The 25,180-nt window shown below is 59.5% G+C and carries 17 protein-coding genes; 5 read left to right on the top strand and 12 right to left on the bottom strand.

Annotated elements, in window-relative coordinates; genetic code table 11:
- A complete protein-coding gene (locus tag WBR57_RS21455) occupies nt 1–927 on the top strand; it encodes a carbon-nitrogen hydrolase family protein (protein WP_424086447.1) in 927 nt (308 codons plus the stop codon).
- 15 nt (nt 928–942) lie between these two features.
- Here WBR57_RS21455 and WBR57_RS21450 read toward each other — a convergent pair whose 3' ends face one another.
- Nucleotides 943–1,404, bottom strand: a complete 462-nt coding sequence (locus tag WBR57_RS21450) for an LEA type 2 family protein (protein ID WP_424086398.1) — start codon at nt 1,402–1,404, stop codon at nt 943–945.
- A 12-nt stretch (nt 1,405–1,416) separates the two neighbouring features.
- Nucleotides 1,417–2,844, bottom strand: coding sequence for a nucleobase:cation symporter-2 family protein (locus WBR57_RS21445; RefSeq protein ID WP_424086396.1), 1,428 nt, complete (start codon nt 2,842–2,844; stop codon nt 1,417–1,419).
- Between the two features lie 233 nt (nt 2,845–3,077).
- Between WBR57_RS21445 and WBR57_RS21440 the strand changes: the two genes are divergently transcribed.
- On the top strand, nt 3,078–4,703 hold the full coding sequence (locus WBR57_RS21440; protein WP_424086394.1) for a methyl-accepting chemotaxis protein: 1,626 nt from the start codon (nt 3,078–3,080) through the stop codon (nt 4,701–4,703).
- 97 nt (nt 4,704–4,800) lie between these two features.
- On the opposite strand, the gene WBR57_RS21435 is transcribed toward WBR57_RS21440, so the two are convergent.
- From WBR57_RS21435 to WBR57_RS21415, 5 genes are read right to left on the bottom strand one after another with little or no spacing between them, the layout of a single operon-like run.
- A complete protein-coding gene (locus WBR57_RS21435; protein WP_424086392.1) occupies nt 4,801–5,778 on the bottom strand; it encodes an NAD(P)-dependent oxidoreductase in 978 nt (325 codons plus the stop codon).
- Nucleotides 5,775–7,073, bottom strand: a complete 1,299-nt coding sequence (locus WBR57_RS21430) for an MFS transporter (protein ID WP_424086390.1) — start codon at nt 7,071–7,073, stop codon at nt 5,775–5,777. The genes WBR57_RS21435 and WBR57_RS21430 overlap by 4 nt, the downstream gene beginning before the upstream one ends.
- Nucleotides 7,074–7,118: 45 nt before the next feature.
- A complete protein-coding gene (locus WBR57_RS21425; protein WP_424086388.1) occupies nt 7,119–8,060 on the bottom strand; it encodes a sugar kinase in 942 nt (313 codons plus the stop codon).
- Nucleotides 8,053–8,835 carry a sugar phosphate isomerase/epimerase family protein gene (locus WBR57_RS21420; protein ID WP_424086386.1) on the bottom strand — a complete coding sequence of 261 codons (783 nt, stop codon included), beginning with the start codon at nt 8,833–8,835 and terminating at the stop codon, nt 8,053–8,055. The genes WBR57_RS21425 and WBR57_RS21420 overlap by 8 nt, the downstream gene beginning before the upstream one ends.
- Before the next feature lie 59 nt (nt 8,836–8,894).
- Nucleotides 8,895–9,908: a LacI family DNA-binding transcriptional regulator gene (locus WBR57_RS21415; protein WP_424086384.1), complete on the bottom strand. Its 1,014-nt coding sequence runs from the start codon at nt 9,906–9,908 to the stop codon at nt 8,895–8,897.
- 263 nt (nt 9,909–10,171) lie between these two features.
- Here WBR57_RS21415 and WBR57_RS21410 point away from each other — a divergent pair, with 263 nt between their 5' ends.
- Both WBR57_RS21410 and WBR57_RS21405 read left to right on the top strand, forming a co-directional pair.
- Nucleotides 10,172–11,356 (top strand): hypothetical protein, encoded by a 1,185-nt coding sequence (locus tag WBR57_RS21410; protein ID WP_424086382.1) that lies wholly within the window; start codon nt 10,172–10,174, stop codon nt 11,354–11,356.
- Between the two features lie 152 nt (nt 11,357–11,508).
- A complete protein-coding gene (locus WBR57_RS21405; RefSeq protein ID WP_424086380.1) occupies nt 11,509–13,578 on the top strand; it encodes a hypothetical protein in 2,070 nt (689 codons plus the stop codon).
- A gap of 407 nt (nt 13,579–13,985) precedes the next feature.
- On the opposite strand, the gene WBR57_RS21400 is transcribed toward WBR57_RS21405, so the two are convergent.
- Nucleotides 13,986–14,126 (bottom strand): hypothetical protein, encoded by a 141-nt coding sequence (locus tag WBR57_RS21400; RefSeq protein WP_424086378.1) that lies wholly within the window; start codon nt 14,124–14,126, stop codon nt 13,986–13,988.
- A gap of 229 nt (nt 14,127–14,355) precedes the next feature.
- Here WBR57_RS21400 and WBR57_RS21395 point away from each other — a divergent pair, with 229 nt between their 5' ends.
- Nucleotides 14,356–16,116, top strand: a complete 1,761-nt coding sequence (locus WBR57_RS21395; protein WP_424086376.1) for an autotransporter outer membrane beta-barrel domain-containing protein — start codon at nt 14,356–14,358, stop codon at nt 16,114–16,116.
- Between the two features lie 96 nt (nt 16,117–16,212).
- Here the strand turns inward: WBR57_RS21395 and WBR57_RS21390 are convergent, their stop codons facing one another.
- The 4 genes from WBR57_RS21390 to WBR57_RS21375 form a co-directional block, all read right to left on the bottom strand.
- The gene (locus tag WBR57_RS21390; RefSeq protein ID WP_424086375.1) at nt 16,213–20,520 is read right to left on the bottom strand and encodes a cytochrome P450; all 4,308 of its coding nucleotides are present in this window, start codon (nt 20,518–20,520) and stop codon (nt 16,213–16,215) included.
- 215 nt (nt 20,521–20,735) lie between these two features.
- Nucleotides 20,736–21,377, bottom strand: a complete 642-nt coding sequence (locus tag WBR57_RS21385; RefSeq protein WP_424086373.1) for a DUF1345 domain-containing protein — start codon at nt 21,375–21,377, stop codon at nt 20,736–20,738.
- 43 nt (nt 21,378–21,420) lie between these two features.
- Nucleotides 21,421–24,519: a multidrug efflux RND transporter permease subunit gene (locus WBR57_RS21380; RefSeq protein WP_424086371.1), complete on the bottom strand. Its 3,099-nt coding sequence runs from the start codon at nt 24,517–24,519 to the stop codon at nt 21,421–21,423.
- A 6-nt stretch (nt 24,520–24,525) separates the two neighbouring features.
- Nucleotides 24,526–25,180, bottom strand: a 655-nt coding sequence (locus WBR57_RS21375; protein WP_424086369.1) for an efflux RND transporter periplasmic adaptor subunit, incomplete at its 5' end; no start/stop codon positions are given.

Here is a 25,180-nt window from a genome sequence, read left to right as displayed (position 1 = left end):
ATGCCCATCTCAACCGTGGCAGCCCTGCAAATCGGTGCCTTGCCCGGCGGCAAGGCCGAGACCCTTGCGCAAATCCTTGCCTACGAGGACGAAATTCTGCGCAGTGGCGCGCAACTGGTGGTGATGCCCGAAGCGCTGCTCGGCGGCTATCCCAAGGGCGAAAGCTTTGGCACACAGTTGGGTTATCGCTTGCCCGAAGGCCGCGAAGCGTTTGCCCGCTATTTTGCCAACGCAATCGATGTGCCGGGCGCCGAAACCGATGCCCTGGCCGGCCTGTCGGCGCGTACCGGAGCCAGCCTGGTGCTGGGCGTGATCGAGCGCAGTGGCAGCACCTTGTACTGCACGGTGTTGTATTTCGAGCCGGCGCACGGCCTGGTGGCCAGGCATCGCAAGCTGATGCCCACCGGCACTGAACGGCTGATCTGGGGCAAGGGTGACGGCTCGACGCTACCGGTGCTCGACACCGCGGTTGGCCGTATCGGCGGCGCGGTGTGCTGGGAAAACATGATGCCGCTGCTGCGCACGGCGATGTACGCCAAGGGCGTGGAGGTGTGGTGCGCGCCGACGGTGGACGAGCGCGAAATGTGGCAGGTCAGCATGCGCCACATCGCCCATGAAGGACGCTGCTTTGTGGTCAGCGCGTGCCAGGTGCAGGCCTCACCCGAGGCCCTCGGCGTGGAGATTGCCAACTGGCCGTCACAGCGCCCGTTGATCGCGGGTGGCAGTGTGATCGTCGGGCCGATGGGCGATATTCTCGCGGGGCCGTTATTGGCTGAAGCGGGGCTGCTGACCGCGCAGATCAACACCGATGACCTGGTGCGCGCGCGGTATGACTACGACGTGGTGGGGCACTACGCCCGGCCGGATATTTTCGAACTGGTGGTGGATGAGCGTGCCAAGCCGGGTGTGCGCTACCTGACTGACTGAAACGCGACTTTTCCCTTACCAGGTCACGGTATTCGGCAGGTCCAGCGTGCCGCGGTCGACAAAGCGCAGGGTGCCGAACAGCCCGCCCGCCAGCTTGCCACGCAGCACGTAGGGCAGGTTGTTCAGGCTCTGGGTCTGGCTCAGGCCGAGGGTTTGGCGCAACACGCTAAACGCCGAAACGCTGACCGGCACCGTCAGCACGGTCTCGGAAAAGCGTGGGATGCTTCCCGTGATATCGCTGACGCCTGACGCCAACGGCCGGCCATTGACCTCCAGGTCCAGGGCCACGCCGTTGTAGTCAATCGCCGTTTCATTGGGGTTCTGCACCCGCAGCTTCACGGCGAAGCGCACTTCCAGGTCCTGGCTTTGCAGCGGCTCGATGCCGACCACGTTGATGTTCACCGGGTCGCGGTTAGGGAACAGGGCGCAGGCGCTCAAGCTCAGCAACAGTAGCGATAGAACCATGAGCTTGCGCATACAAAAGTGCTCCTATTTCGTGACGTCCGGGTCTTGCATCACCTTGAGGGTAGAGGACTCCGGATCAAATTCATCTTCTTCCAGCTCTATGAACTCTTCAGGCAGGAAAATGTTCAGCAGGATTGCACAGAACGCGCCCACGGTGATCGGCGACTCGAAGATGTTGTGCAGGGCCTTCGGCAGGTCGCGCAGTACTTCCGGCACCGCCGCGACGCCCAGCCCCATGCCCAGGGAAATCGCCACGATCAGCACATTGCGCCGATGCAGGCCGGCTTCGGCGAGGATCTTGATGCCCGCCACGGCCACCGTGCCGAACATGATCAGGGTGGCGCCGCCGAGCACCGGCTTGGGCATCAGCTGCAACACCGCGCCAATCATCGGGAACAGCCCCAGCAGCACCAGCAGGCCGGCAATAAAGTAGGCCACGTAGCGGCTGGCCACGCCGGTCAGCTGGATCACGCCATTGTTCTGCGCGAAGGTCACCATCGGCAAACTGTTGAACGTGGCGGCCATGGCCGAGTTGAGGCCGTCGGCCAATAGCCCGGACTTGATGCGCTTGATATACAGCGGGCCCTTGACCGGCTGCTGGGAAATCATCGAGTTGGCGGTCAGGTCGCCGGCGGCTTCCAGGGGCGAAATCAGGAAGATCACCGCCACCGGGATAAACGCCACCCAGTCGAAGGAAAAACCGTACTTGAACGGCACCGGCACGCTGATCAACGGCACCTGGGGCAGCGCGGCCATGTCGACACGGCCCATCCACCAGGCCACCACAAAACCCAGAGTCAGGCCGATCACGATGGAGCCCAGGCGCAGGAACGGGTTGCTGAAGCGGTTGAGCACCACGATGGTCAGCAGCACCAGCGCCGCCAGGCCCATATTGCTCGCTGCGCCGAGGTCGCTGGCGCCAAAGCCGCCGGCCATGTCGGTGACCGCGACTTTGATCAGCGACAGGCCCATCAAGGTGATGATGGTGCCGGTGACTACCGGGGTGATCAACTTGCGCAACTTGCCGATGAACTGGCTGAGCACCACTTCGATAAACGCGGCGAAAAAGCAGATGCCAAAGATCGTCGAGAGGATTTCATCGGTGCCGCCGCCCCGGGCCTTGACCATGAACCCGGCGCTGAGGATCACGCTGATAAACGAGAAACTGGTGCCTTGCAGGCACAGCAGCCCCGAACCGACCGGGCCGAACGTGCGCGCCTGCACGAAGGTGCCGAGCCCCGACACGAACAACGCCATGCTCACCAGGTAGGGCACTTCGCTTTCCAGGCCGAGCACGCCGCCGACGATCAGCGTGGGGGTAATGATGCCGACAAAACTGGCCAGCACGTGTTGCAGCGCGGCAAAGATCGCCGCGGTGAAGTGCGGGCGGTCTTCCAGGCCGTAGATGAGGTCGGATTTATAGCGCGGGCGGGGGGCTTGAGCGTCAGACAAAATGCGGGCTCGGGTCAGAAAAGGGAGGCGCAGGATGCCAGAAAGTGCTGATCGTCAGAAGTGTAAAAAAATATTTATGAAGCCCTGCGCAAAACCCGGAGGCCTGCCGATAGCGTGGTTAGGCCCACCTATACAACGACAATAGTGGTGACCAAGGTCCGAGCTGCGCGTTGGCGCGGCCTGATCGTTTCGCGGCAGGGACGCTTGCAAATATTTCATCCGAGAGCAGCCCTATGTCCCTTCGCCACTTGAATATCGCCCCCCGCGCGTTTCTTGGTTTCGCCTTCATTGCCTTGTTAGTGGTTTTATTGGGGGTGTTTGCCGTCAACCGCATGACGCAGATCCGCCAGTCCTCGATAGATATGAGCGCAAACCAGGTGCCCAGCGTGACTGCACTGGGCGTCATCACCGAAAACGTGCTGCGTATGCGCATTCTATCGTTTCGGGTGCTGGTCAACCGCGAGCCCGCCGCCCTGCAGGAAGCAGAAACCCGCATAGGCGTGTTGGCCGACAAGGTGAAGGCTGCCCAGGCTGGCTATGCAACCTTACCTCAGGGCCCGGAGGAGGCGGCACTGTACAAGACGTTTGCCGTTACGCTGGATAACTACCTCAAGGCCCAGGTCGAGATGCTGGACCTCTCCAGGCAGGGCAAGGTCGATGAGATGCGCTCCTTGATCAATACCCGGATCAAGGACGGCACTGACCAGATGGGCGAGCAATTGAATAAACTGGTCGCCGTCAACATCGCCGACGCCAAGCAAGCCGACCATGACGCGGGGCAGAGCTACGACAGCGCCATCACCGGCGTTATTGCCGTCGCGGTCGCCGCTGCATTGCTCACTGTGCTGCTGGCCTGGCTGTTGACCCGCAGCATCGTCACGCCACTGCGCAAAGCCGTGGAAGTTGCCGAGACCATCGCCGGTGGCAACCTGACCCACGTCATCGAAGACGACGGTAAGGATGAACCGGCACGCCTGATCAGTGCCTTGGCCGGTATGCAGGCCAACCTGCGCCAGACCATCCAGCACATCGCCGGTTCGGCCACGCAGTTGGCCTCGGCCGCGGAAGAGTTGAGCGCGGTCACCGAAGAAGCTTCACGCGGCTTGCAGCAACAGAACAATGAGATCGACCAGGCCGCCACGGCGGTCAACGAGATGACGGCGGCGGTGGAGGAAGTGGCGCGCAATGCGGTGTCGACTTCCGAGGCGTCCGGCCAGTCCAACCAGGCGGCGCGCGAAGGCCGCGACCGGGTGGTGGAAACCGTCGGCGCGATCCAGACCATGACCCAGGACGTGCAGAATACTTCGGTGCTGATCGAAGGCCTGGCCACGCAAGGGCGGGATATCGGCAAGGTGCTGGACGTGATCCGCGCCATCGCCGAGCAGACCAACCTGTTGGCGCTCAACGCCGCCATCGAAGCGGCGCGTGCCGGTGAAGCCGGGCGCGGGTTTGCCGTGGTGGCCGATGAAGTGCGCGCGCTGGCCCATCGCACGGCGCAGTCGACCCAGGAGATCGAGAAGATGGTCGCCGGGATTCAGAACGGCACCGGTGAAGCGGTGCAGTCGATGCAGCAGAGCAACCAGCGCACCCAGAACACCCTGGAACTGGCCCGCGCCGCCGGTGTGGCGCTGGAGCAGATCACTCAGTCCATCAGCCTGATCAACGAGCGCAACCTGGTGATTGCCAGCGCCTCGGAAGAACAGGCCCAGGTCTCGCGTGAAGTGGACCGCAACCTGGTGAACATCCGCGACTTGGCCACGCAGTCGGCGGCGGGTGCCAACCAGACCAGCGCGGCCAGCCATGAGCTGTCGCGCCTGGCGGTGGATTTGAATGGGATGGTGGCGCGCTTCGTCATCTGACCTGTCAATGTGATCAGAATGTGGGAGGGGGCTTGCCTCTCCCACATTGGTACTCCCACATTGGTACTCTCACATTGGTACTGCAGGGTGCCAGTCACTATTGCTTCCAAGCCTGCGGGTTTACCAGATTGTTTGGCTTTTGCCCCGACAGCGCCTGCAGCAGATTATCCACCGCACAGGTGGCCATCGCTTCGCGCGTCTCATGGGTCGCCGAGCCGATATGCGGGGTGGCCACCACGTTGTTCAGGCGCAGCAGTGGCGAGCCGTGATCCAGCGGTTCCTTTTCGAACACGTCCAACCCGGCGGCGCGAATCGTGCGTTTTTCCAACGCGTCCACCAGCGCCGCTTCATCCACCACCTTGCCCCGCGAGATATTGATAAAGATCGTCTCCGGGCCCATCAGCGCGAATTGCTCGGCGCCGATCAGCTTCTCGGTTTCGGCGGTCAAGGGCAGGGTCAGGCAGACGAAGTCGGCCTGTTGCAGCAAGTCATTCAGGCTGCGGTACTGCGCGCCAAAGCGCTGTTCCACCGCAGGCTTGGGCGAATGGCTGTGGTAGATCACCGGCATACCAAAGCCGAAGTGCCCGCGCTGGGCCAGGGCTTCGCCGATGCGGCCCATGCCGATGATGCCCAGGGTCTTGCCGTGCACATCGCTGCCGAAATGCGCCGGGCCGATGTTCTTGTTCCATTGGCCGGCGCGCACCATGTCCGCCAGTTCGACCACGCGCCGGGCGCTGGCCAGGATCAACGCAAAACCGGTATCGGCGGTGGTTTCGGTGAGCACATCCGGGGTGTTGCTGAGCAGGATGCCGCGCCCGGTCAGGTAGTCGATGTCGTAGTTGTCGACGCCCACCGACACGCTGGCCACAGCCTCCAGCCTGGGGGCCAGGTCGAGCAGCTTGGCATCCAGGCGCAGGCTGGCGCCCAGCAGGCCATGGGCGGCGGGCAACGCGTCGCGCAGCTTGGCCAGGCCGGTCGCGTCCAGCGCCTCGATCAGTGTGACCTCGGCGTGCTCGTGCAGGCGCGCCATCAGCGGCGCGGAGAGTTTCTTGTACAGAACGACAGATTTTTTCATAGGGTTTTCGCCTTCAATTCAAGGGGCGGCAACGGCGCGCGTTCACGGTCGCTGGCGCCAGGCTTGAGGAAAATGGTCAGCACCACCGAGAGCAGCAATGCGCCGCTCATCAGCAGATACGAGGCGCCGGGCGAGCCGGTGCTGCTATTGAGGTAACCCACCAGGTACGAACCGCCGAACGAGCCCAGCGCGCCCATGCTGTTGATCAGCGCCATGGCGCCACCGGCCACGTTGGCCGGGAGGATTTCCGGGACGATCGCAAAGAACGGGCCGTAAGGCGCGTACATGCAGGCGCCGGCAATCACCAGCAGGGTGTAGGACCACCAGAAATGTTCGGCGCCGAGCACGTAGGACGCATAAAACGCAATGGAGGCAATCAGCAGCGGCGGCCACACGAAGCGTTTACGCTTTTGCAGTTTGTCCGAGCCCCAGGACACCGCCAGCATGCCGATCACCGCGGCCAGGTAGGGCAGCGCCGACAGCCAGCCGGCCTCGACCATGTCCATCTGCAACCCGGCCTTGAGGATTGACGGCAGCCACAACACAAAGCCGTACACGCCGATGCTCCAGCAGAAGAACTGCAGCGCGAGGATGATCACCTTGGGCGAACGAAACGCCTCGGCGTAATTCTTCACCGCCTTGATGCCCACTTGCTCGGCGGCGAGGGCGGTTTCCAGGTCTTGTTTCTCGGCGTTGCTCAGCCACTTGGCGTCTGCCGGTTTTTCATCCGCCAGCTTCCACCAGATAAAGGCCCACAGCACCGCCGGCAAGCCTTCGATGATAAACATCCAGCGCCAGCTGAAATGCTGCACCAGGTAACCCGAGACCACTGACATCCACAGCATCGTCACCGGGTTGCCGAGGATCAGGAAGGTATTGGCGCGTGAGCGTTCGGCACGGGTGAACCAGTGGCACAGGTACACCAGCATCGCCGGCATTACCGCCGCCTCGACTACGCCGAGCATGAAGCGGATCGCAATCAGCATGTAGGCGTTGGACACCACCCCAGTCAGGGTGGCCAGACCGCCCCAGAGGATCAGGCTGACGAAAATCAGCTTTTTAACGCTGCGCTTTTGCGCGTAGATCGCCCCCGGTACCTGGAAGAAAAAGTAGCCGAGGAAAAACAGTGCACCCAGCAATGACGACATGCCCGGGGTGATCATCAGGTCTTCGGCCATCCCGGAGGCGGCGGCGAAGCCGTAGTTGGCGCGGTCCAGGTACGCCAGGCTGTAGGTGATAAAAACGATGGGCATGATGTACCACCAGCGGCGGGTGGCGAGTTTCACGGTTTCCATGGAGTTGCTCCTGAGCTTGTTGTAGTTGTGGCAACAGGGTGTGGGTTACGCAACGGATCGGGCGGGTAACTCGGCGCGCGTGGGCAAGCCTTCCATATCGCCGCGACTTTGCACGGCGCGGCTGCCGATCCAGTTGCCGCGCTGGACGGCTTCGGGGAAGCTTAAATTTTCCAGTAATGCGCTGATCATGCCGACGGCAAAGCCATCGCCGGCGCCCACGGTGTCGACCACCTTGGCCACCGGCACGGCGGCAATAAAGCCTTTGTCCATCTGGGTGCGGAAGTAGGCGCCGTCCGGCCCCAGTTTGATCGCCACGGCTTCGGCGCCCTGGTCGAGGTAGAAGGCGGCGATGTCTGCCGGGTCGTCGAAACCGGTGAGCAAACGGCCTTCGCCCAGGCCCGGCAAGACCCAGTCGGCGAGGGCGGCGAGGGCGTTGATTTCGCCGATCATCTGCGCCTCGCTGGCCCACAGTGAAGGCCGCAGGTTGGGGTCGAACGACACACTGCGCCCGGCCTTGCGCATCTGCGTCATCAACTCGACCGACAGCTCGCGCGTGGCCTCGGACAACGCCGGCGGGATGCCGGTGGCGTGCACATGCCGTGCTTGCAACAGTGCGGGGCTGATGGCCGCGACTGACAGATGGCTGGCCGCCGAGCCCTTGCGGAAATACTCCACCTGGGGATCAGCGCCGGCTTCTTCGCGGGACTTGAGCTGAAAGCCGGTCGGGTGCAGCGGGTCGACCGCCACATGCCGGCAATCCAGGCCTTCGTTTTTCAGGGCGTCGACCACAAAGCGCCCGAGCGAATCATTGCCCACCCGGCTCAGCCAGGCGACGTTGAAACCCAGGCGCGACAGGCCGATGGCAACATTGCTGTCGGCTCCGGCAATGCGCTTGTGAAACTGCGCCACCTGGGCCAGGTCGCCGGTCTGTTCGGCGACAAACATCGCCATGGTTTCACCAAACGAGAGGATATCGATCTCAGACATGCGCATTCTCCGCACGGGGTTGGCCCAAGAGGGCGAGGGCGGCAACCTGCTGCGCGGTGACCGCGATCAGGTCAGCGCCTTGCAGCGGGAATTCCACGGCCCGGGTAATACCTTGAGTCATGTGTTTGAGCAGTTGTTCCCACAAATGCAGGTCGGTGGCGCTGGGCGCCAAGGCGACCAGCTTGCCGTCCGCGCGGCGGGCCACGGCCTTGCAGTGCAGGTAGTCGACATGCCGGCCCAACAGGCGCGCGGCGGTCAGGGCGGATTGGTCCTGCCACTGCCAATTGCCGATGTCGAAGGTCATCTTGACTGGCAAGCCCAGGCGTTCGACTTCGGTAAAGAAGCGTTGCATCGGCTCGATGCGCCCGCCGTGCAGGGTCTGGTCGTTCTCCACCAGCAAGCTGACCGGGTGGCGCTGGAGCAGCGCCTGCAGGCTTTCCAGGTCATTGGTGTCGGTGAAGTAGCCGAGGGAGACTTTCAGCCAGCGCGCGCCGAATGCCTGGGCACGGTCCAGGGTGGCAGCGAGGTCGGCGTTTGGTTGGGCGCGTCCGGCAACCCACAGCTCCAAGGGCGATGAAAACACACACTCCAGCCCTTGCTCGGCGGCGGCCTGGGCCAGATCAGCGGGGCGTTCGGTGGTCAGCAGTTCTTCGCGCCATTCGATGCGCTGGGCGCCGGCGGCAGCCAGCAGCTCGACGAAACTCAATTGTCCCTGCTGGCGAACCAGGTCGGCGCCGTAGCTGGAGAGGCTGATGGAGACGGGGTATCTGTTCATTGTTGTGTACCTCTGAAACCGGTTTCATTTTTATTTGAGCAAACGCGTGAGCAAAAAATTCAGATCGTTTGAGTCGAGCCGCGAACAATCAGCTCAGGCAGGAAATCCAGGCTGCGTAACGGCTCCCTGTCGCCACGCAGCCGCTTGAGCAGGCAGTCGAACGCACTGGCGCCAATCGCCTCGGTCGGCTGGGCGAGGGCGGTGATGCCACTGCCCACCAGCGGGTACCAGTCCAGGTCATCCAGGGCGATCAGGCCGACATCTTCGAACAGCTTGCAGCCCAAGGCCTTGAGCGCGCGGGTACAGGCCAGCGCGGCCACGCCGTTGGCGCAGAACAGGGCCTTGCGCCCAGGTTTGGCAACAAAGGTTTGCAGGTGGGTGTTGAGTTCGCCGTCCAGTTCGAGCACCGCGCCGGTCAACCCGGGACGGGCGGCAATTTCAGCCTTGAAGCCGTCAACCCGCTCCAGGCGCGAGCTGGTGCCATCGGTGGCTTCGCTCACCAGCAGCACATCGCGATAACCCTGCTGTTGCAGATGCTCCACCGCCATGCGCACCGCCGCGGGGTTATCCAGCCCGACCAGATCGCTGTGCAGCGGCTCGACCTTGCGGTCGACCAGCACCAGCGGCATCTCCTGTTGCAGCTCCAGCAATTGGTCGAGGTGATGGCCGAGGGTGTTCACGATCAGCCCTTCGATGTTGTACGAGCGCAGCGCCGCCAGGTGCTGGCGCTCCTGCTCGTCATCGCGGTCGGTGTTGCACACCACCAGGCTGTAGCCGTGCTGGCGGCAGGCGGTTTCGACGCCGTGCATCACGGCAATGGAATAGGGGTTGCGGATATCGGCCACCAGCATGCCGATCAGGCGGGTGCGGCCGCGTTTTAGGCCACGGGCCATCTGGTTGGGGCGGTAGCCGAGTTCATCGATGGCCTGCTCGATGCGCAGGGCGATGGCGTCGGAGAGCAGGGCGCGGTCATCGCCGATAAAGCGCGACACGCTGGCCTTGGACACACCGGCGCGCTCGGCGACGTCGAGCATGGTGATGCGGCTGCGTTGGGCGGCGGAAAAAGTCGTCACGGGTAGCGGGCCTTTCTTATTGGAATTATGGGTTCAGTTGCCTTGAAACCGGTTTCATAAAAAGCCAAAAGAACAACCTGGTCAAGGAATTTCAATGGGGGGCAGGCCAATTCTGGCGGATAAAACCGACGAGCGGATAGGCCTACCTGTTAGTTCTGACAGTATCCGGGACCCGGCTTTAGGCGTTTAATTTTCACTAACAGCAGGCAGGTACGTAGTTCGCTCCTGGCTTGGCTTAGAGAAACTTACCCTGAGGCTGTGACATGTCGACTATCCCTGGCTTGGCTCCTTTGACAATCGCGGGCGTAAGTACCACCGACGGCAGGGGAGTGGTGCCACAGACGTTATTGCTGGCACCGCTGACAGTCCGGATTCCCATGTGGGAGCCAACACCTGCACCGGGGGACGAGCCGCATATTCTCCGGCTTTTCTGGTCCAGCCACGATGGCGTGAGACTCCTGGCCACGCAAACTGTCACCGCACCACCGCCGCCTGTTCCTGCTTTTCACGAACTTACAATCCAACTCGCTGACCTGCGCAGTGCAACCCGTATCGCACAGCTTTACTACACCGTTAACACTGAGGGTGGTTCCAACTTGATGCGGCCGAGCATTCCGATCACACTTGATCTGGAACCTCCACGGTTGGTGTCGCCGACCGATACGCTGCGGTTTGTCGTGCCGCCTGTACCGGCGCTTAACAACCAGTATTTACTGAACAATCCGCGCCCTGCCTTTTACGTCCCGGTCTATAACATCGGGGCTGAAGGCGATCGAATCGAAATCTATTTATCCAACTCACCCAATCCCGCTCCCGGTCTGGCAGCCGCTGGAACTTCGTTGGTGGATTTCACCACTTCGCCGTGGACTGTATCGCTGAATGGCGATGCTTTTCGCAGCCTGAACGATGGTCCGGCATACGTGTTCTTCAAGATATTCGACGCGACTGGAAACTTCAGCAACCGTAGTATCGGCCTACCCTTTACTGTGAGCTTGGGTGCGACAGTGCCCATCCCGACTATTTCACTGCCAGCACCTATTGTGCAACACACACGAACCGGTGCTAGTTATTTGTCCTGTGGTTCAGTGCCCAGTGTGATGGCCGGTGTTAGTTGGTTGATTCGCCCCGTTAACACCCTGCAGTTAGGTGATGAAGTAAGGTGTGTATGGCAGGGTTATAATGATAACAACTGGTTCGCACCAAATACGAGTGTCGTGTTCCGCCGCTCGCTGCTCTGGGCGCCGCAACATATAACTGCTGGAGCGATAGTCGTGGTGGATTCATTTGACACAACGTTGAGACCATTGCGCGACTTTAGGTCGGCCATCTTCACTTATGAAGTGTGGCGCAACGGTGTAAAAGTGGGCGAGTCGCTGGAGGGGCGTGTGCGTGTTGATCTCACTTACCCCACAGGCGGGTTCTGCTCGCCGCGCGGGCTTGAGCATTGATAATTGATTGTTAATGGGCTTTTGATTGTATCGATTGAGCTATTTACGTAGTCCCTATGTGTTCGAAAGGTTCGTGGTTGATATACGTGTATTCGTTCAGCTAACGAAAAGAGTAGTTGTTCTATTGGTCTAACTATGCGGAGCAATAAACGATGGACAGAACATACCGAGATATTATTGACGCCTTTAACCCGCCGCTCCCTGGCAGTTATACGCCTACTCGGCTGGCACCCGGTACATTCACAGGGGAGGTACCTGGTTACCTTGGGCTGCTCACCAGGGAGGCTGCCAAAAGCCAGGTTTTAACATTTAACCTTCCCCCCTGGGATGGCATCAGTACGGATCCAGCCGCCCCGGATGTTTTGACGATCAGCATTCGTCCATTGATAGACCTGAACAGTTTTGCGAGCATAAGCGAAGAACATGCCTATTTCCAAAACACTACTTTTAGAGTGCCGTTTAACATCTCCGTCACCGACCCCTCCGCTCCTGTGGTAGTAAGGTTGGCCGAAACCATGGTCCCTAATGGCATATGGTTGCTCAGGGCTGATTTAGAGATTACCGACTCTGGTGCAGCAAATTGGACAGTCCCGCAACTGTTGATCGTTGACGAGACAGCGCCTTATGAGCGGACTAGCGATTGGCCTCCTGCACCGGACGCTCCTGCGGGATTGACGGTGCCGCTTGACCGTGCGTATTTCCAGAGCCAACCGAACCAGACAGTGAATTTTCCGATTCCATACGACCAGACCGCAGGCCGGTCTCCGGGCGATACGGTTCAAGTGTTCTTTGGCTCTAATCAACGACCTATAGCAACCCTGCCCATCGACCCGAGTGTTCCGGGATCCATTCCATTGTCGTTGGCCAATATCCTCGCTGAACAGAACAGCAACTATGACCTGAGTTATAGGATTGTCGATGCTTCCGGCAACCGGTCTGAACAGTCCTACAAGTTAACGCTGACGGACGTAGGCCAGGCGCCGGTTCCCGCTGACTTCCTACCTCCCGAGGTGTTGCTGGCTGTGCCCGGTGATGGGCTGATCCATCGTCGTGATGTGGTAGATAACAATGGCGCAATCGTGCGGGTTCCTAGCTATACGAATGTTGACCGCACAGTGGATCAAATCATCGTCACTCTGACTTCGGTTAACGGCTCTATACCGTTGACCTTACCGGTTGGCACGGCAGCTTTTCCGATGCCATTCGAATTCACCCAAGCCAATATGACCACCCTGTACGGTGCCGGACCAGGCAGGGTGCCAGTAACGGCGAGTTACGTAGTCCTGCGCGGTGCGAACACCTACCCGGCGACGCCGTTGAGCGTTCCATTCGACCTGGATCTGTCTGTTGCGGGGCCTAACCCGAATCCGAACCCACCGGGGCCAGACGGTATCAATGACGACTTGTTCGAGGTCATTGTTGAAGCCATTCGCCCTGGCAATACATTCGGGCCGCCCAACCATCTTCAGGTTGCGGATGTAAATCGCGACGCGAGGGCACGCATCCCATTGTGGACTGCCGCCGTAGTGCCTGATTTGCAATTGCCGTTTACCATTACGTTGGTGTATGGCACCCGCGTTTATACTCAGAACGTGACGGCCATCCCACCTGGCAGGGAGGTGACGTTCACTATTCCGTTTGCTGATATCAGAACCTTGGGTGGTCCTACTCAGGACGCGTATTACACTGTCAGTCGTGCCGGCAACCCCAACCCGCAGCGTTCGACCACGACTTTGGTCACTGTGGATTCGGCGTTCTTGCAGATGGACGCGCCCACCTTCCCGGATATTGTGCCTCATCCTATTACCGGGTTTAGAAATGCCAACTGCGATGCCTTGCGGCCTATTGATACCGGCAATCTCAGGCTCAATATCACGGGCTCCGCCTATTTGTCACCATCGGTACCGGTCAGAGTGACGTTTACCGGGTTCCAAAACAATACGAATACTCCTCCGAGTGTGATGACTTTCATCAGAGACTTCTCCGTACCAAGTGATAACGCGGGGGTCATTGGGTTTACGGTGGATTTGGGCACTGCTCTCGAGCTGTACAACCCTATTAATACTTCCCGTGCTTTCTTGAGTGCGGCTTCTGCAACGGTCACTGTTTCCACCCAGTTCCAGGGACAAACAGTGACCTCTCTTCCGGCCACCGTTCGTATCAGAGGATACCGGCCGGGTAATGTCGGCCCCATCTACTGTTCCGGTGGGCTTATTCCTTAGTTGTCAATGTATGCCAAAGAGGGTGAGGGCCCTCTTTGGCTTTTCAGTTTTATAAAGTCCAGATGTCCAGCTCTTTTAACTGGCTGCCTCCAGCCTTTACATCAACCCAGTACGATTCCTCCGGTTTCTTGAGATTAGTCCTACAGAATTTAGGCAATAGATGAACAATGATGGCGCCGCTTGATTGGTCGGGGTCTCACGAGATTTAGAACCCTACCTATCGTTTCGTGAAGGCACTAGAGGTCCACTAATATGTCGGCAGCATTCAGTTTCAAACGTACCCCCCTGAGCCTTGCATTAACGGCCCAAGCAGTTTCGCTCTTATTTCTGGTCGCGCCCGACGCCCAGGCACTCACTCAGGTGAGGTCGACCAATGCGACTATTTCCTCGACTACGCCGCTTGATAATTACTCATTGTTTGCGCTTTCGAGGTTGACCGCCACTGGGGCAACCACCGCAGAAATTACAATGGATAGAGCCACTTTGCAGGTGTTGGCGGGCAGCAGCACATCAGATATTTTTGCGGAAACTAATTCGACGGTTGTCATCGATAACTCACGGGTGACCGCCCGCCCGCTCATGCAGGTTGGGGCTGCGATCACCTCTAGGTACGGCGGCAGCGTAGTTGTCACCAACAACAGTGTTGTCACTCATAGTACTGGCTGGGGTATCAGTGCCGGCCGCACAACTACCGGGACGGATGGTCCATCGGTCACGGTTAGAGACAGCACTGTTTCAGGGACAACCCGCGGTATCAGTGCCGGCGGCTACAGCGTAGTGGACCTGAATAATGCGTATGTCGAGGCCACGAGTGCGGCAGGGGTCGGCGTGGTACTGCTGAATGCCGACGCGGTCGCCAGAAATAACAGCACCATTGTGGGTGGTGCAAGCGGCGTAAACATGCGGGTGGACGGCGGTCTTACGCGTACCAATAGCTTGATCCTCGATAGGTCGGTGGTCCAAGGGCTGAACGGTCCTGCCATTCTGGTGAACCCTCCGGCGAACAACGCCACCCGGGCCGATATCCAGGTGCTCAACGGCTCCAACTTGCTCAGCGGCAATAACATTTTGCTGCAGGTAGCCAATAACTCCATCGCCAACATGAACGTCGACAACAGCCGCTTGACCGGCGATGTGGTCGTTGACGCAGGCAGCACCGGCACGCTGCAACTGAACAATAATGCCTTGCTCACCGGCCAATTGCGCAACGTTGAGCAACTGGATGCCAATAGCGGCGGCAAATGGATGCTGGTAGGTGACAGCGCAGTCGGCGCACTGCGGATGGGTGGCGGCTCCGTTGAATTCGGTGGCCCGACCCAATTCTTCAAACTCGATACCAATAGCCTGGCCGGCAACGGCACCTTCGTCATGCACACCAACTTCAACTCCGGTGTGACCGACCTGTTGAACGTCAATGGCAACGCCGAGGGCAGCCACCAGCTGTTGATCGCGGCGAGTGGCAACGAATTGGCGGTCGGCGAGCCGATCAAAGTCGTTCACACCCAAGGCGGCGGCGCACAGTTCGGCCTGGTGGGCGATACCGTCGACGTCGGCGCCTTCTCCTACGGTCTCAAAAAGGAAGGTACGGATTGGTACCTGGACACCGAACGATTGGGCGTCAGTAACAGCGCCCAGGCCGCATTGGCGCTGGCCAACTCGGCGCCGACCGTAATACTCGGCGAGGCGAGCATCCTGCGTACGCGCATGGGTGAGTTGCGTTTCACCCAGGGCAAGAGCCAGGGCCTGTGGATGCGCAGTTACGGCAACAAATATGACGTGGCTGCCACCGGCAACGGCCTGGGTTACAAACAGAACCAGACCGGCCTGACCATTGGTGTCGATACGCCGATCGAGGCGGGTGATGGCCAGTGGCTGGTCGGTGTGATGGGCGGTTACAGCAAATCCGATCTGAGCCTGAGTCGCGGCAGCAGCGGTATGGTCAACAGCTACCACGTCGGCGCTTACGCCACGTGGCTGGAAGCCGAGACCGGGCTGTATGTCGACCTGGTGGCCAAGGTCAACCGGCTGAACAACCAAAGCCAGGTCAACATGAGCGATGGCAAGCGTGCCAAGGGCAACTACACCCAAGACGCAGCGACTGCATCGGTGGAAGTCGGCCGGCACATCAAGCTGGACGATGATTTCTTCTTTGAACCTTACACACAGCTGAGCACGTCGTTTATTGGCGGCTCGGGTTACACCATGGATAACGGCTTGAAGGTCGAGGGGGACCGTACCAAGTCGATCATCGGTAAAGTGGGGATGACGGCGGGTAAAAATATCCAGCTGGACAGCGGCACCATTGTGCAACCGTACCTGCGTACTGCCGCGGTGCGTGAGTTCAACGCTAACAACAAAGTGTTTATCAACAACCAGGCCTTTAACAACGACCTGTCCGGGTCGCGCTATGAAGTGGCGGGCGGTATGTCTGTCTCGTTCTCGGAAAACCTCAGCATGCATGCCGAGATCGAGACCAGCAAAGGCAAGGCAATCGATATGCCGTGGGGCGGCACCGTCGGTCTGCGTTACGCCTTCTAACGCCGTCAGGCACATCAAAAGGGGAAGCTTTGGCTTCCCCTTTTTTTGTCTCGCGGATCAGGGGTTTGGAAAATATCGGGAATATGCGCTTATGCCCTAGCGGAACACGATAGGCAACCGCTCCATGCTGCGAAACATTATGCTTTCCTTCCATTTAATAGCACCGGACACAGGTGCAAGGTCGTAACGAATCAGTGCCGCGATCGCACTTTGAATTTCGAACCGTGCCAGAGGCGCACCCAAACAGTAATGAATGCCATGACCAAATCCGACATGGCGCTTCGCGTCACGCATCACATCCAGCCGGTCTGGATCAGCAAACATTTGCGGGTCCCTGTTGGCTGCCGACAACACGAAATAAACTTGGTCGCCACGCGGGATCAGCACATCGCCCATTTCAACGTCTTCCCGTGCCGTGCGAATGGTGAGCCTGAATGCGCCCTCATAACGTATGAATTCATCGACCGCATTTTCCATCAATTCCGGATGCTCACGTAACAACTGCAATTGATCCGGATGACGCATAACGGCAAGCACACTGTTGCTTATGACAGATGCAGTGGTCTCGAATCCTGCCGCGAACAACAAGATAAAGTTGGCCGCCAATTCATCGTCGCTAAGTGGTTGACCTTCATACCGTTCAAGCAGAAAACTCAAAACATCATCTTTTGGTGGCGACTTCCTACGTCTGCCTAGATGATCAGCTATGTAGTGCATGAAGTCCTGGGCGCTTGTGTTGATTCGCTCAACGGCCTCCGCCAGCACTGGATTGCCTCCCTGAAAAAGGTCGTTTGCCCACGATTCGAGGACGAACGCATCGTGCTGCGGCGTTCCCAACATCTTCGAAATAACCCTGATCGGCAGGGGCAGCGCCAGATCCCGGACAATATCCGGTTCAGGACGAAGGCGCATATTGGCAATCAGCACATCAACCTCTCGGTCGATATCCGCCCTCCATTTTTTTATCGTCGCCTGTTCGAAAAGTGGTGAAAAAAACTGACGCAAGTGCTGATGCCTGGGAGGGTCAACCAATACCATGAAGTTGTTATAGACCGTGGAAGCGGTGAGTGTCTCATCCTGGCGTAGCGATGCAGCGCTCAGGGTGGGGCTCACACCATCAGCGCTGATTTGCGCGGGTTGTGTTGCGTTTAGGGGTTCCACGGAGAACCGTTTGTCACGTAACCCTGCGGATACATCTGTGTATCGCGTTACCCACCAAGTCCCTGCGGTATCACGATAGACAGGGGCGTGTTCGCGCAACTGACGAAAAATCGGATAAGGGTTGTTGAATACGTCCGGATGGTATTGATCAAATGTGACACCCTGATGCGATACTTCAATTGCGCGTCTGTTGGTCGGGACAAACCTCGCCGAGATCAATTGATTCAGGTCGACTGCCAGACGTGTCGATTCATTTAATGTGCCCAACATGGCGCTGGCCAACTCGGTAGCATTAGGCGCCAGAGCAAGGGTGAAGTGATCGCCCCGAACAACGCTCACACGCAACGCGGGGCAAAGCCCCTGCCAGCCCAATGTAGGATCACCAAAATAAGTACCGATTTTTCGCGAGGGATGAAGTGATGCCTCAGGAAATATGTCTTGGGCACGAAACAGGGTAATGGGGCCGGCATAGGGCAATGGTCTATAACGCTCCATTGCCGAGAAACTTACCCGATAGGTCTCGATGATATTGTCGATAACAGACCCAGGAATGATCGCACCGCTAGCACCGAGCTCCTCTTCGAGTTTGCTTGCCTGCTCATCGAGATTCAGGGCGAGCATGTTTTTAGGCCAATCTTCATCGCAACTTTTACCTGCGAACCTTCGGAGCATTCCGGCCAGTTCAAACATCGCCATGGTTCGATCGCTGGCGTTCGCCTCGCGGGTAGAATAAAGATCGTTGTTTTTGATCAGCGTAGTATCCAACAGCAATAAATTTTCAACCTGCTCACCTTGCTCGGTAAGGCGTTGAGCCATTTCGTAAATCACAAGCCCGCCGAATGAGTGACCTGCCAGGGTATAGGGACCGGAGGGTTGGATGGCCTTCATTTCTTGCAGATAGCGCTGCGCCATTTCTTCAACGGAGCCAAGCGGCGACTCTGCGCCATCGACACCGACCGCCTGGAAGAAAATCAATGGCCTGGCATGTGCCAACGCATTAGAAAGCGGCAAGAGGTAATGCGGCATGCCTCCCAGCCCACAGACACAGAAAATAGGCGCCGGCAGGGATAATGCTTGCAATGTCAATGCTTGCTTCAATCGCACTGGAGAGGGTTTCACCCGGCCCACAGACGGTGGTCGCTGATCATGTGACACTTCATTCGATACCACCAGTTGAAGTAGCACATCGGCAATCTCCTCGACGGAACGGGCGCCGAAAATGTTCGAGACGGGAATCTCCACCTGCAAATGCCGCTCAATGCGCCCCATCAACTCCATTGTCTGGACAGAATCAAGGCCCAGCTCGTCTAAATGTAAAGCGGTTGAATCCGCTGTGTGCGTCACCCTGGCCAGGGAAGCCAGTTCACTTTCAATGTAGTTGATCAGCGTGTGCCGCCGTTCCGGGAAAGACGTAGACGTCGAGACCTCCTTTCCCGGCATCTCTGGCAAAAAAGCAGGCTCATTCTGAGAACACTTTGCCTTTTGCCAAACAAACTCAACCTCCAGCCTCTGCTCCAGGTAACGTTGCTTGCAACTCTGCCGCGCCAGTTTGCCGCTGGAGGTCTTATCAATCGTTCTGATTTTGAGCAAATTCACGCTGTGTAAGGGCAACCCATGATGTTGACTGACTGCCTTGACCATGGCGTTGGTGATTTCGTCAAAGGCTCGTTGTTTTTGCTGGGGTGTCGACAACAAGCGTAGGTCTACCTCTGCGGCGGCGACGAGGCTTTCAGTTGCGTCTTGCATAATGGTGAAAACAACCACTGCGCCCTTGCGTACGCGTGGATGGCTGAGTTCCAGGATATGTTCGATATCCTGCGGGTAATAATTTTTCCCCCTGATGATCAACAGGTCTTTTATCCTTCCTGTGATATAGAGTTGTTGATCTTTAATGAAACCCAGATCACCCGTGCGCAGCCAATCGCGAGGGTCTTCCTGGCCAATACGTGCCTTGAATGTGCGTGCATTATCGACCTCAAGCTGCCAATAACCCAATGCCACCTGCGGTCCGATCACCCACACTTCTCCCACTTCATCGGCGCCGACCCGTTCACAGGTTTCAGGATTGACGATGGCCAGAGTGACGCCTTCCAGCGGCATGCCGCAGGTCACCAACGGCGTGGCCTTGGGATGTGTCGAATCGAGTTCCATGACGCGATTTCGTGCAAGTTCGTCAACATCAACAAACGCTGTTTGCCCGATGGCTCCGATCGACCCGAAACTGACGCCGACTGTCGCCTCCGCCAAGCCATAACCTGCGAACATGCATTGGCGCGACAGGCCGACAGCTTCGAACCGGTGCAAAAAGCGTTCTACGCTGGCATACCGCACAGGCTCTGCGCCAACAAGACAGAACTTCAGGCTGCTCAGGTCCCAGTTCTGATAGTCATCATGGGCGATTTTCTGGACACACAAGTCCAGGGCAAAGTTCGGACCTGCCGTATCGGTCGCCTTGTACCGATCAATGACCGATAACCAAAGAACCGGGCGCTTCAGAAAGTCGAGGGGCGACATCAGCAGGGCACGGGCACCGATAACCACCGGGAGTATGACCCCGGTCATCAATCCAAGATCGTGGTACATAGGCACCCATAGCGCGATCACTCGATTTCTATCCATATGGGTGACCCGCTGGATCATTCGCGCGTTTATCAGCAAGTTTTGATGGCTGACAACGACGCCTTTGGGCGCCGAGGTCGAGCCTGATGTGTATTGGACAAGGGCAATATCGGTGGCAGCAATCGTGGGGCCAGGCCTTACGTTCGTCTGGCCTGATTCAATGATCTCCTCCACCGCGAACCATTGCAGCTTGGCGAGCGCTGGTGCAAAACGAGTGAAGTGCCTGGCTTGCGCCAAAATAGGTGTGCTGGTCAGCAGCACTGCCGCCATCGAGTCGGCGACGATGGTCAGCAGGCGCGGTAACGTACGCTCGAAACGTAGAGGATCGGGTGGGTATACCGGTACTGCTACGGCACCCGCATAGAGGCAACCATAGAAGGCCGTGATGAAAGCAAGGCCCGGCTCGAACAACAAAAGTACCCGCTGCCCTTCCGGGCCGTGGGTCTGTAAAGCGGCAGCAATGGCGCATGCTTGATCATGCAGCTGCAGGTAGCTGAGTCGAGCAACGCAATTCCCATTACTATCAAGGAAGGCAAAAACTTCATCGTCCGGCGAGTCTGCTGCACGTTTCTGCAAGCACGCAACCAAGGTCATGCTGTCGAATGGGGTATCTTGATCGTCCATGGCTGCATCCTTGCAAGTGAATGTCCTCATTGCAAAGTAGAACAATAGGCAAGCTCGAAACGGTCAGGTCTTACAATTCGAAGACTAAAGTGACCAGCGGTCAAGCTCGATGCCTGGACGGTTCACTTTGCATACCGACGCCGCTGTCTGGCCGTCGAGAACAACAGCACGTGGTTTTTGGTTCCACTGCTCCCCAAACCCCGATCAGTGCCCGCTCAACTGAACAAGCCGGCGGCAATGTTGATCGAGAACCCCAGGATCGCCGTGTTGAACAGAAAGCCGATCAACGATTGCCCCAGCACCACTTTGCGCAGGCTGCGCGTGGCCACGCCGACATCGGCCGTTTGCACGGCCACGCCGATGGTGAACGAGAAGTACAGGAAGTCCCAGTAATTGGGGGTGCGTAACCCCTCGGCGAAGCGCAGTGCCGGTTCGTCGCCGTCCCAGGTGTAGAACAGGCGGGCGTAATGCACGCTGAAAATCACCCCGATCAGCAACCACGAGCCGATCACCGTCAATGCGGTAAAACCGTAATGCAGCAGGCGCGCGGTGCCATCCATGTCCTTACTGCCCAGCAGATTCAGGGTTATCGTCGCCAGACTGGCAATCGCCGCGATGCACACCATGAACAGCACCAATCCCGCGTTCTCGTCCTCGATTTCGGCGATGCGTTTTACATCGCCGGCGCGGGCGCGACTGGTCAGCCACAGCATCAGCACCAGGTAGGTCCAGACCCCGGCGTTCCAGCCATAGAGGATTTTGGCGATGAGCGTATCGGCCGGCGCCAGGATGCCCACGGCAAGGCCCAGAACGGCGGCGGCGGAGAGGCGAGGGTGGGTGCGGGCGAGGAAGGCCATAGGTGCTCACAACAGGGGAGGTTGTGAGCACCATAGCGCATTTTTACCAGGGTTTTGTACGCTTGCGCACCAGCTTCATAACCACCACAAAGAACACCGGCACAAACACCACCGCGAGTGTCGCGGTGATCATCCCGCCAATCACACCCGTGCCAATGGCCTGCTGGCTGGCAGAGCTGGCCCCGGTGGCGATCGCCAGGGGCACCACGCCGAGGATAAACGCCAGCGAGGTCATGATGATTGGCCGCAACCGCAGCCGTGCCGCCTTCAAGGTGGCGTCGAGCAGATCTTCGCCCTGGTCATACAGGTCCTTGGCGAACTCGATGATCAAAATTGCGTTCTTCGCCGACAGGCCGATAATCGTGATCAGGCCCACCTTGAAAAACACATCGTTGGGCATGCCGCGCAACGTCACCGCCAACACGGCGCCGAGCACGCCCAGCGGCACCACCAGCAACACTGAGGTCGGGATCGACCAGCTTTCATACAGCGCCGCCAGGCACAGGAACACGATCAGCAGCGACAGCCCCAGCAGCAACGGCGCCTGGGAGCCGGACAGGCGTTCCTGTAACGACAACCCGGTCCATTCCTGGCCCAAGCCTGCCGGCAACTGGCTGACCAGGCGCTGGATCTCCGCCATGGCCTCGCCGGTGCTATGCCCCGGCGCCGCTTCGCCGCTGATGGCGATGGCCGGGTAGCCGTTGTAGCGCGTCAACTGCGCCGGGCCCTGGGTCCACCTGGCTTCGACAAACGCCGACAACGGCACCATTTTTCCGGCGTTGTTACGTACGTTGATCTTCAGCAAGTCCGCCACCTGGCTGCGCTGGTCGCCTTCGGCCTGCACCACCACCCGCTGCATGCGGCCCTGGTTGGGGAAGTCATTGATGTAGGCCGAACCGATGGCCGAAGACAGCACATTGCCCACGTCCGCAAAGGAAACCCCGAGCGCGTTGGCTTGCTTGCGGTCGACCTCCAATTGCACTTGCGGCGCTTCGGCCAGGGCGCTTTCGCGTACGTTGGCCAAAATTGGACTCTTCTCGGCCTTCGCCAGCAACTCGGTGCGCGCGGCCATCAACGCCGCATGGCCGACGCCACCGCGGTCCTGCAAGCGGAACTCGAACCCGCTGGAGGTGCCCAGGCCGTCCACTGGCGGCGGCAGGATCGCGTAGGCAATCGCGTCCTTGAGCTCACTGAAGGCGGCGTTGGCGCGGTCGGCAATCGATGCGGCCGAGTCATCGCTGCCGCGTTCCGACCAGTCCTTAAGCGTGGTAAACGCCAGCGCCGCATTCTGCCCGGAGCCGGAGAAACTGAAGCCCATGATCATGGTGGTATCGCCCACCCCGGGCTCCCCGGCGTTATGCGCCTCGATCTGCTCGGCCACCTGCACCGTGCGGTTCTTGCTCGCGCCGGGCGGCAGTTGGATATCGGTGATGGTGTAGCCCTGGTCTTCCACCGGCAGGAACGAGGAGGGCAGGCGGCTGAACATCAGCCCCAGGCCCACCAGCAATACCAGGTAGATCAGCAGGTAGCGCCCGCTGCGCTTGAGCGCATAGGCCACCCAGCCTTCGTAGCGGTTGGTGAGGCTTTCAAAACGTCGGTTGAACCAGCCAAAAAAGCCGCCCTTGGCGTGGTGCTCATCCTTGGCGATCGGCTTGAGCAAGGTGGCGCACAACGCCGGGGTCAAGGTCAGGGCGAGGAACGCCGAGAACAGAATCGAGGTGGCCATCGACAGTGAAAACTGCTGGTAGATCACCCCCACCGAGCCCGGCATAAACGCCATCGGCAGAAACACCGCCACCAGCACCAGCGTGATGCCGACGATGGCCCCCGTGATCTGGCCCATGGCCTTCTTGGTCGCCTCCTTGGGCGACAGGCCCTCGCTGACCATGATCCGCTCGACGTTTTCCACCACCACAATCGCATCGTCGACCAGGATACCGATGGCCAGCACCATGCCGAACATGGTCAGTACGTTGATCGAGAACCCCAGCAACAGCATGGTCGCAAACGTGCCCATCAAGGCAATCGGCACCACCAGCGTCGGGATCAGGGTGTAGCGCACGTTCTGCAGGAACAGAAACATCACCGCAAACACCAGCGCCATCGCCTCCAGCAGGGTGTAAACCACCTTGGTGATCGAGACTTTGACAAACGGCGAGGTGTCGTACGGGATCTTGTATTCCACGTTGGCCGGGAAGTAGCGCGACAGTTCGTCCATCTTCGCCCGCACAAGGGTCGCGGTGTTCAGGGCGTTGGCCCCCGGCGCCAGTTGCACGCTGACGGCGGTGGACGGCTTGCCGTTCAGGCGCGTGGAGAACTGGTATTCCTGGCTGCCGATTTCCACCCGCGCCACGTCGCCGATGCGCACGGTGGAGCCATCGGGGTTGGCCTTGAGCACGATGTCGGCGAATTCCGCCGGCGTGGAGTGCTGGCCCTTGACCAGGATCGCCGCGGTGATTTCCTGGGTCTTGGTGCCCGGCAAATCCCCGATGCTGCCTGCCGATACCTGCGCATTCTGTGCGCTGATCGCGGCGTTGACGTCGGCCGGCGTCAGGTTGAAGCCGATCAATTTCTGTGGGTCGATCCAGATGCGCATCGCGCGTTCGGCGCCGTACAGCTGAGCCTTGCCCACCCCGTCCAGGCGCTTGAGCTCGTTCATCACGTTGCGCGCCAGGTAATCGCTGAGCGCCACGTCATCCAGCTTGCCGTCGCTGGAGGTCAGGGTGACCAGCAGCAGGAAACCGGCGGAGACTTTTTCCACCTGCAAGCCTTGCTGGGTCACCGCTTGCGGCAGGCGCGGCTCGACTGCTTTGAGGCGGTTTTGCACGTCGACCTGGGCCATTTCCGGGTCGGTACCCGGCTGGAATGTCGCGGTGATAGTCGCCGAGCCGAGGCTGCTCTGGGATTCGAAATACAGCAAGTGATCGGCGCCGTTGAGCTCTTGCTCGATCAGGCTGACCACGCTTTCGTCCAGGGTCTGCGCCGAGGCACCAGGGTACACCGCGTAGATTTCCACCTTCGGCGGCGCGACGTTAGGGTACTGTGCCACCGGCAATTGCGGGATCGCGAGTGCGCCGGCCAGCAGGATAAACAGGGCCACCACCCAGGCGAAGATCGGGCGGTCGATAAAGAACTGCGGCATGGCGGGTTATTCCTTGACTGGCTGGCCGGAGGCGGGGCTGTCGTCGACCTCGACCTTTTCACCGGGGCGCGCGTGTTGCAGGCCTTCCACCACGATGCGGTCGCCGGGTTTGAGGCCACTGCTGACGATCCAGCGGTCGTCGATCACCGCACCCAATTCCACCGGTTGCAGGCTGACGGTCTGCTGCGCATCCAACAGCAGCACCATCGGGATGCCGGCGCTGTCGCGGGTAATCGCGCGTTGCGGCACGCTGATGCCTTGTTTGTCGACGGCCTGTTCCAGGCGCACCCGCACAAAGCTGCCGGGCAACAGGTCGAGGTCCGGGTTAGGGAATTCACTGCGCAGGATGATTTGCCCGGTGCCGGGGTCCACGCTGATTTCGGCAAACAGCAATTTGCCTGGCAAGGGGTACAGGCTGCCGTCGTCCTGGATCAGCGTGGCCTTGGCCTGGTCCTGGCCGACCTGCTTCAAACTGCCGGCGCGGAAGGCGCGGCGCAGGTCATTCAGCTCGCGGGTGGACTGGGTCAGGTCGGCGTGGATCGGGTCCAGCTGCTGGATGATCGCCAGCGGCGTGGCTTCGTTCTGGCCGACCAGCGCGCCTTCGGTCACCAACGCGCGGCCGATGCGCCCGGAGATCGGCGCGGTCACGGTGGCATAGCCC

It is taken from the genome of Pseudomonas sp., from assembly GCF_049590575.1.
Lineage (GTDB): Bacteria > Pseudomonadota > Gammaproteobacteria > Pseudomonadales > Pseudomonadaceae > Aquipseudomonas.
Note: the sequence above shows the minus strand (reverse complement) of the source record. Positions and strands in the feature narration are given on the sequence as shown.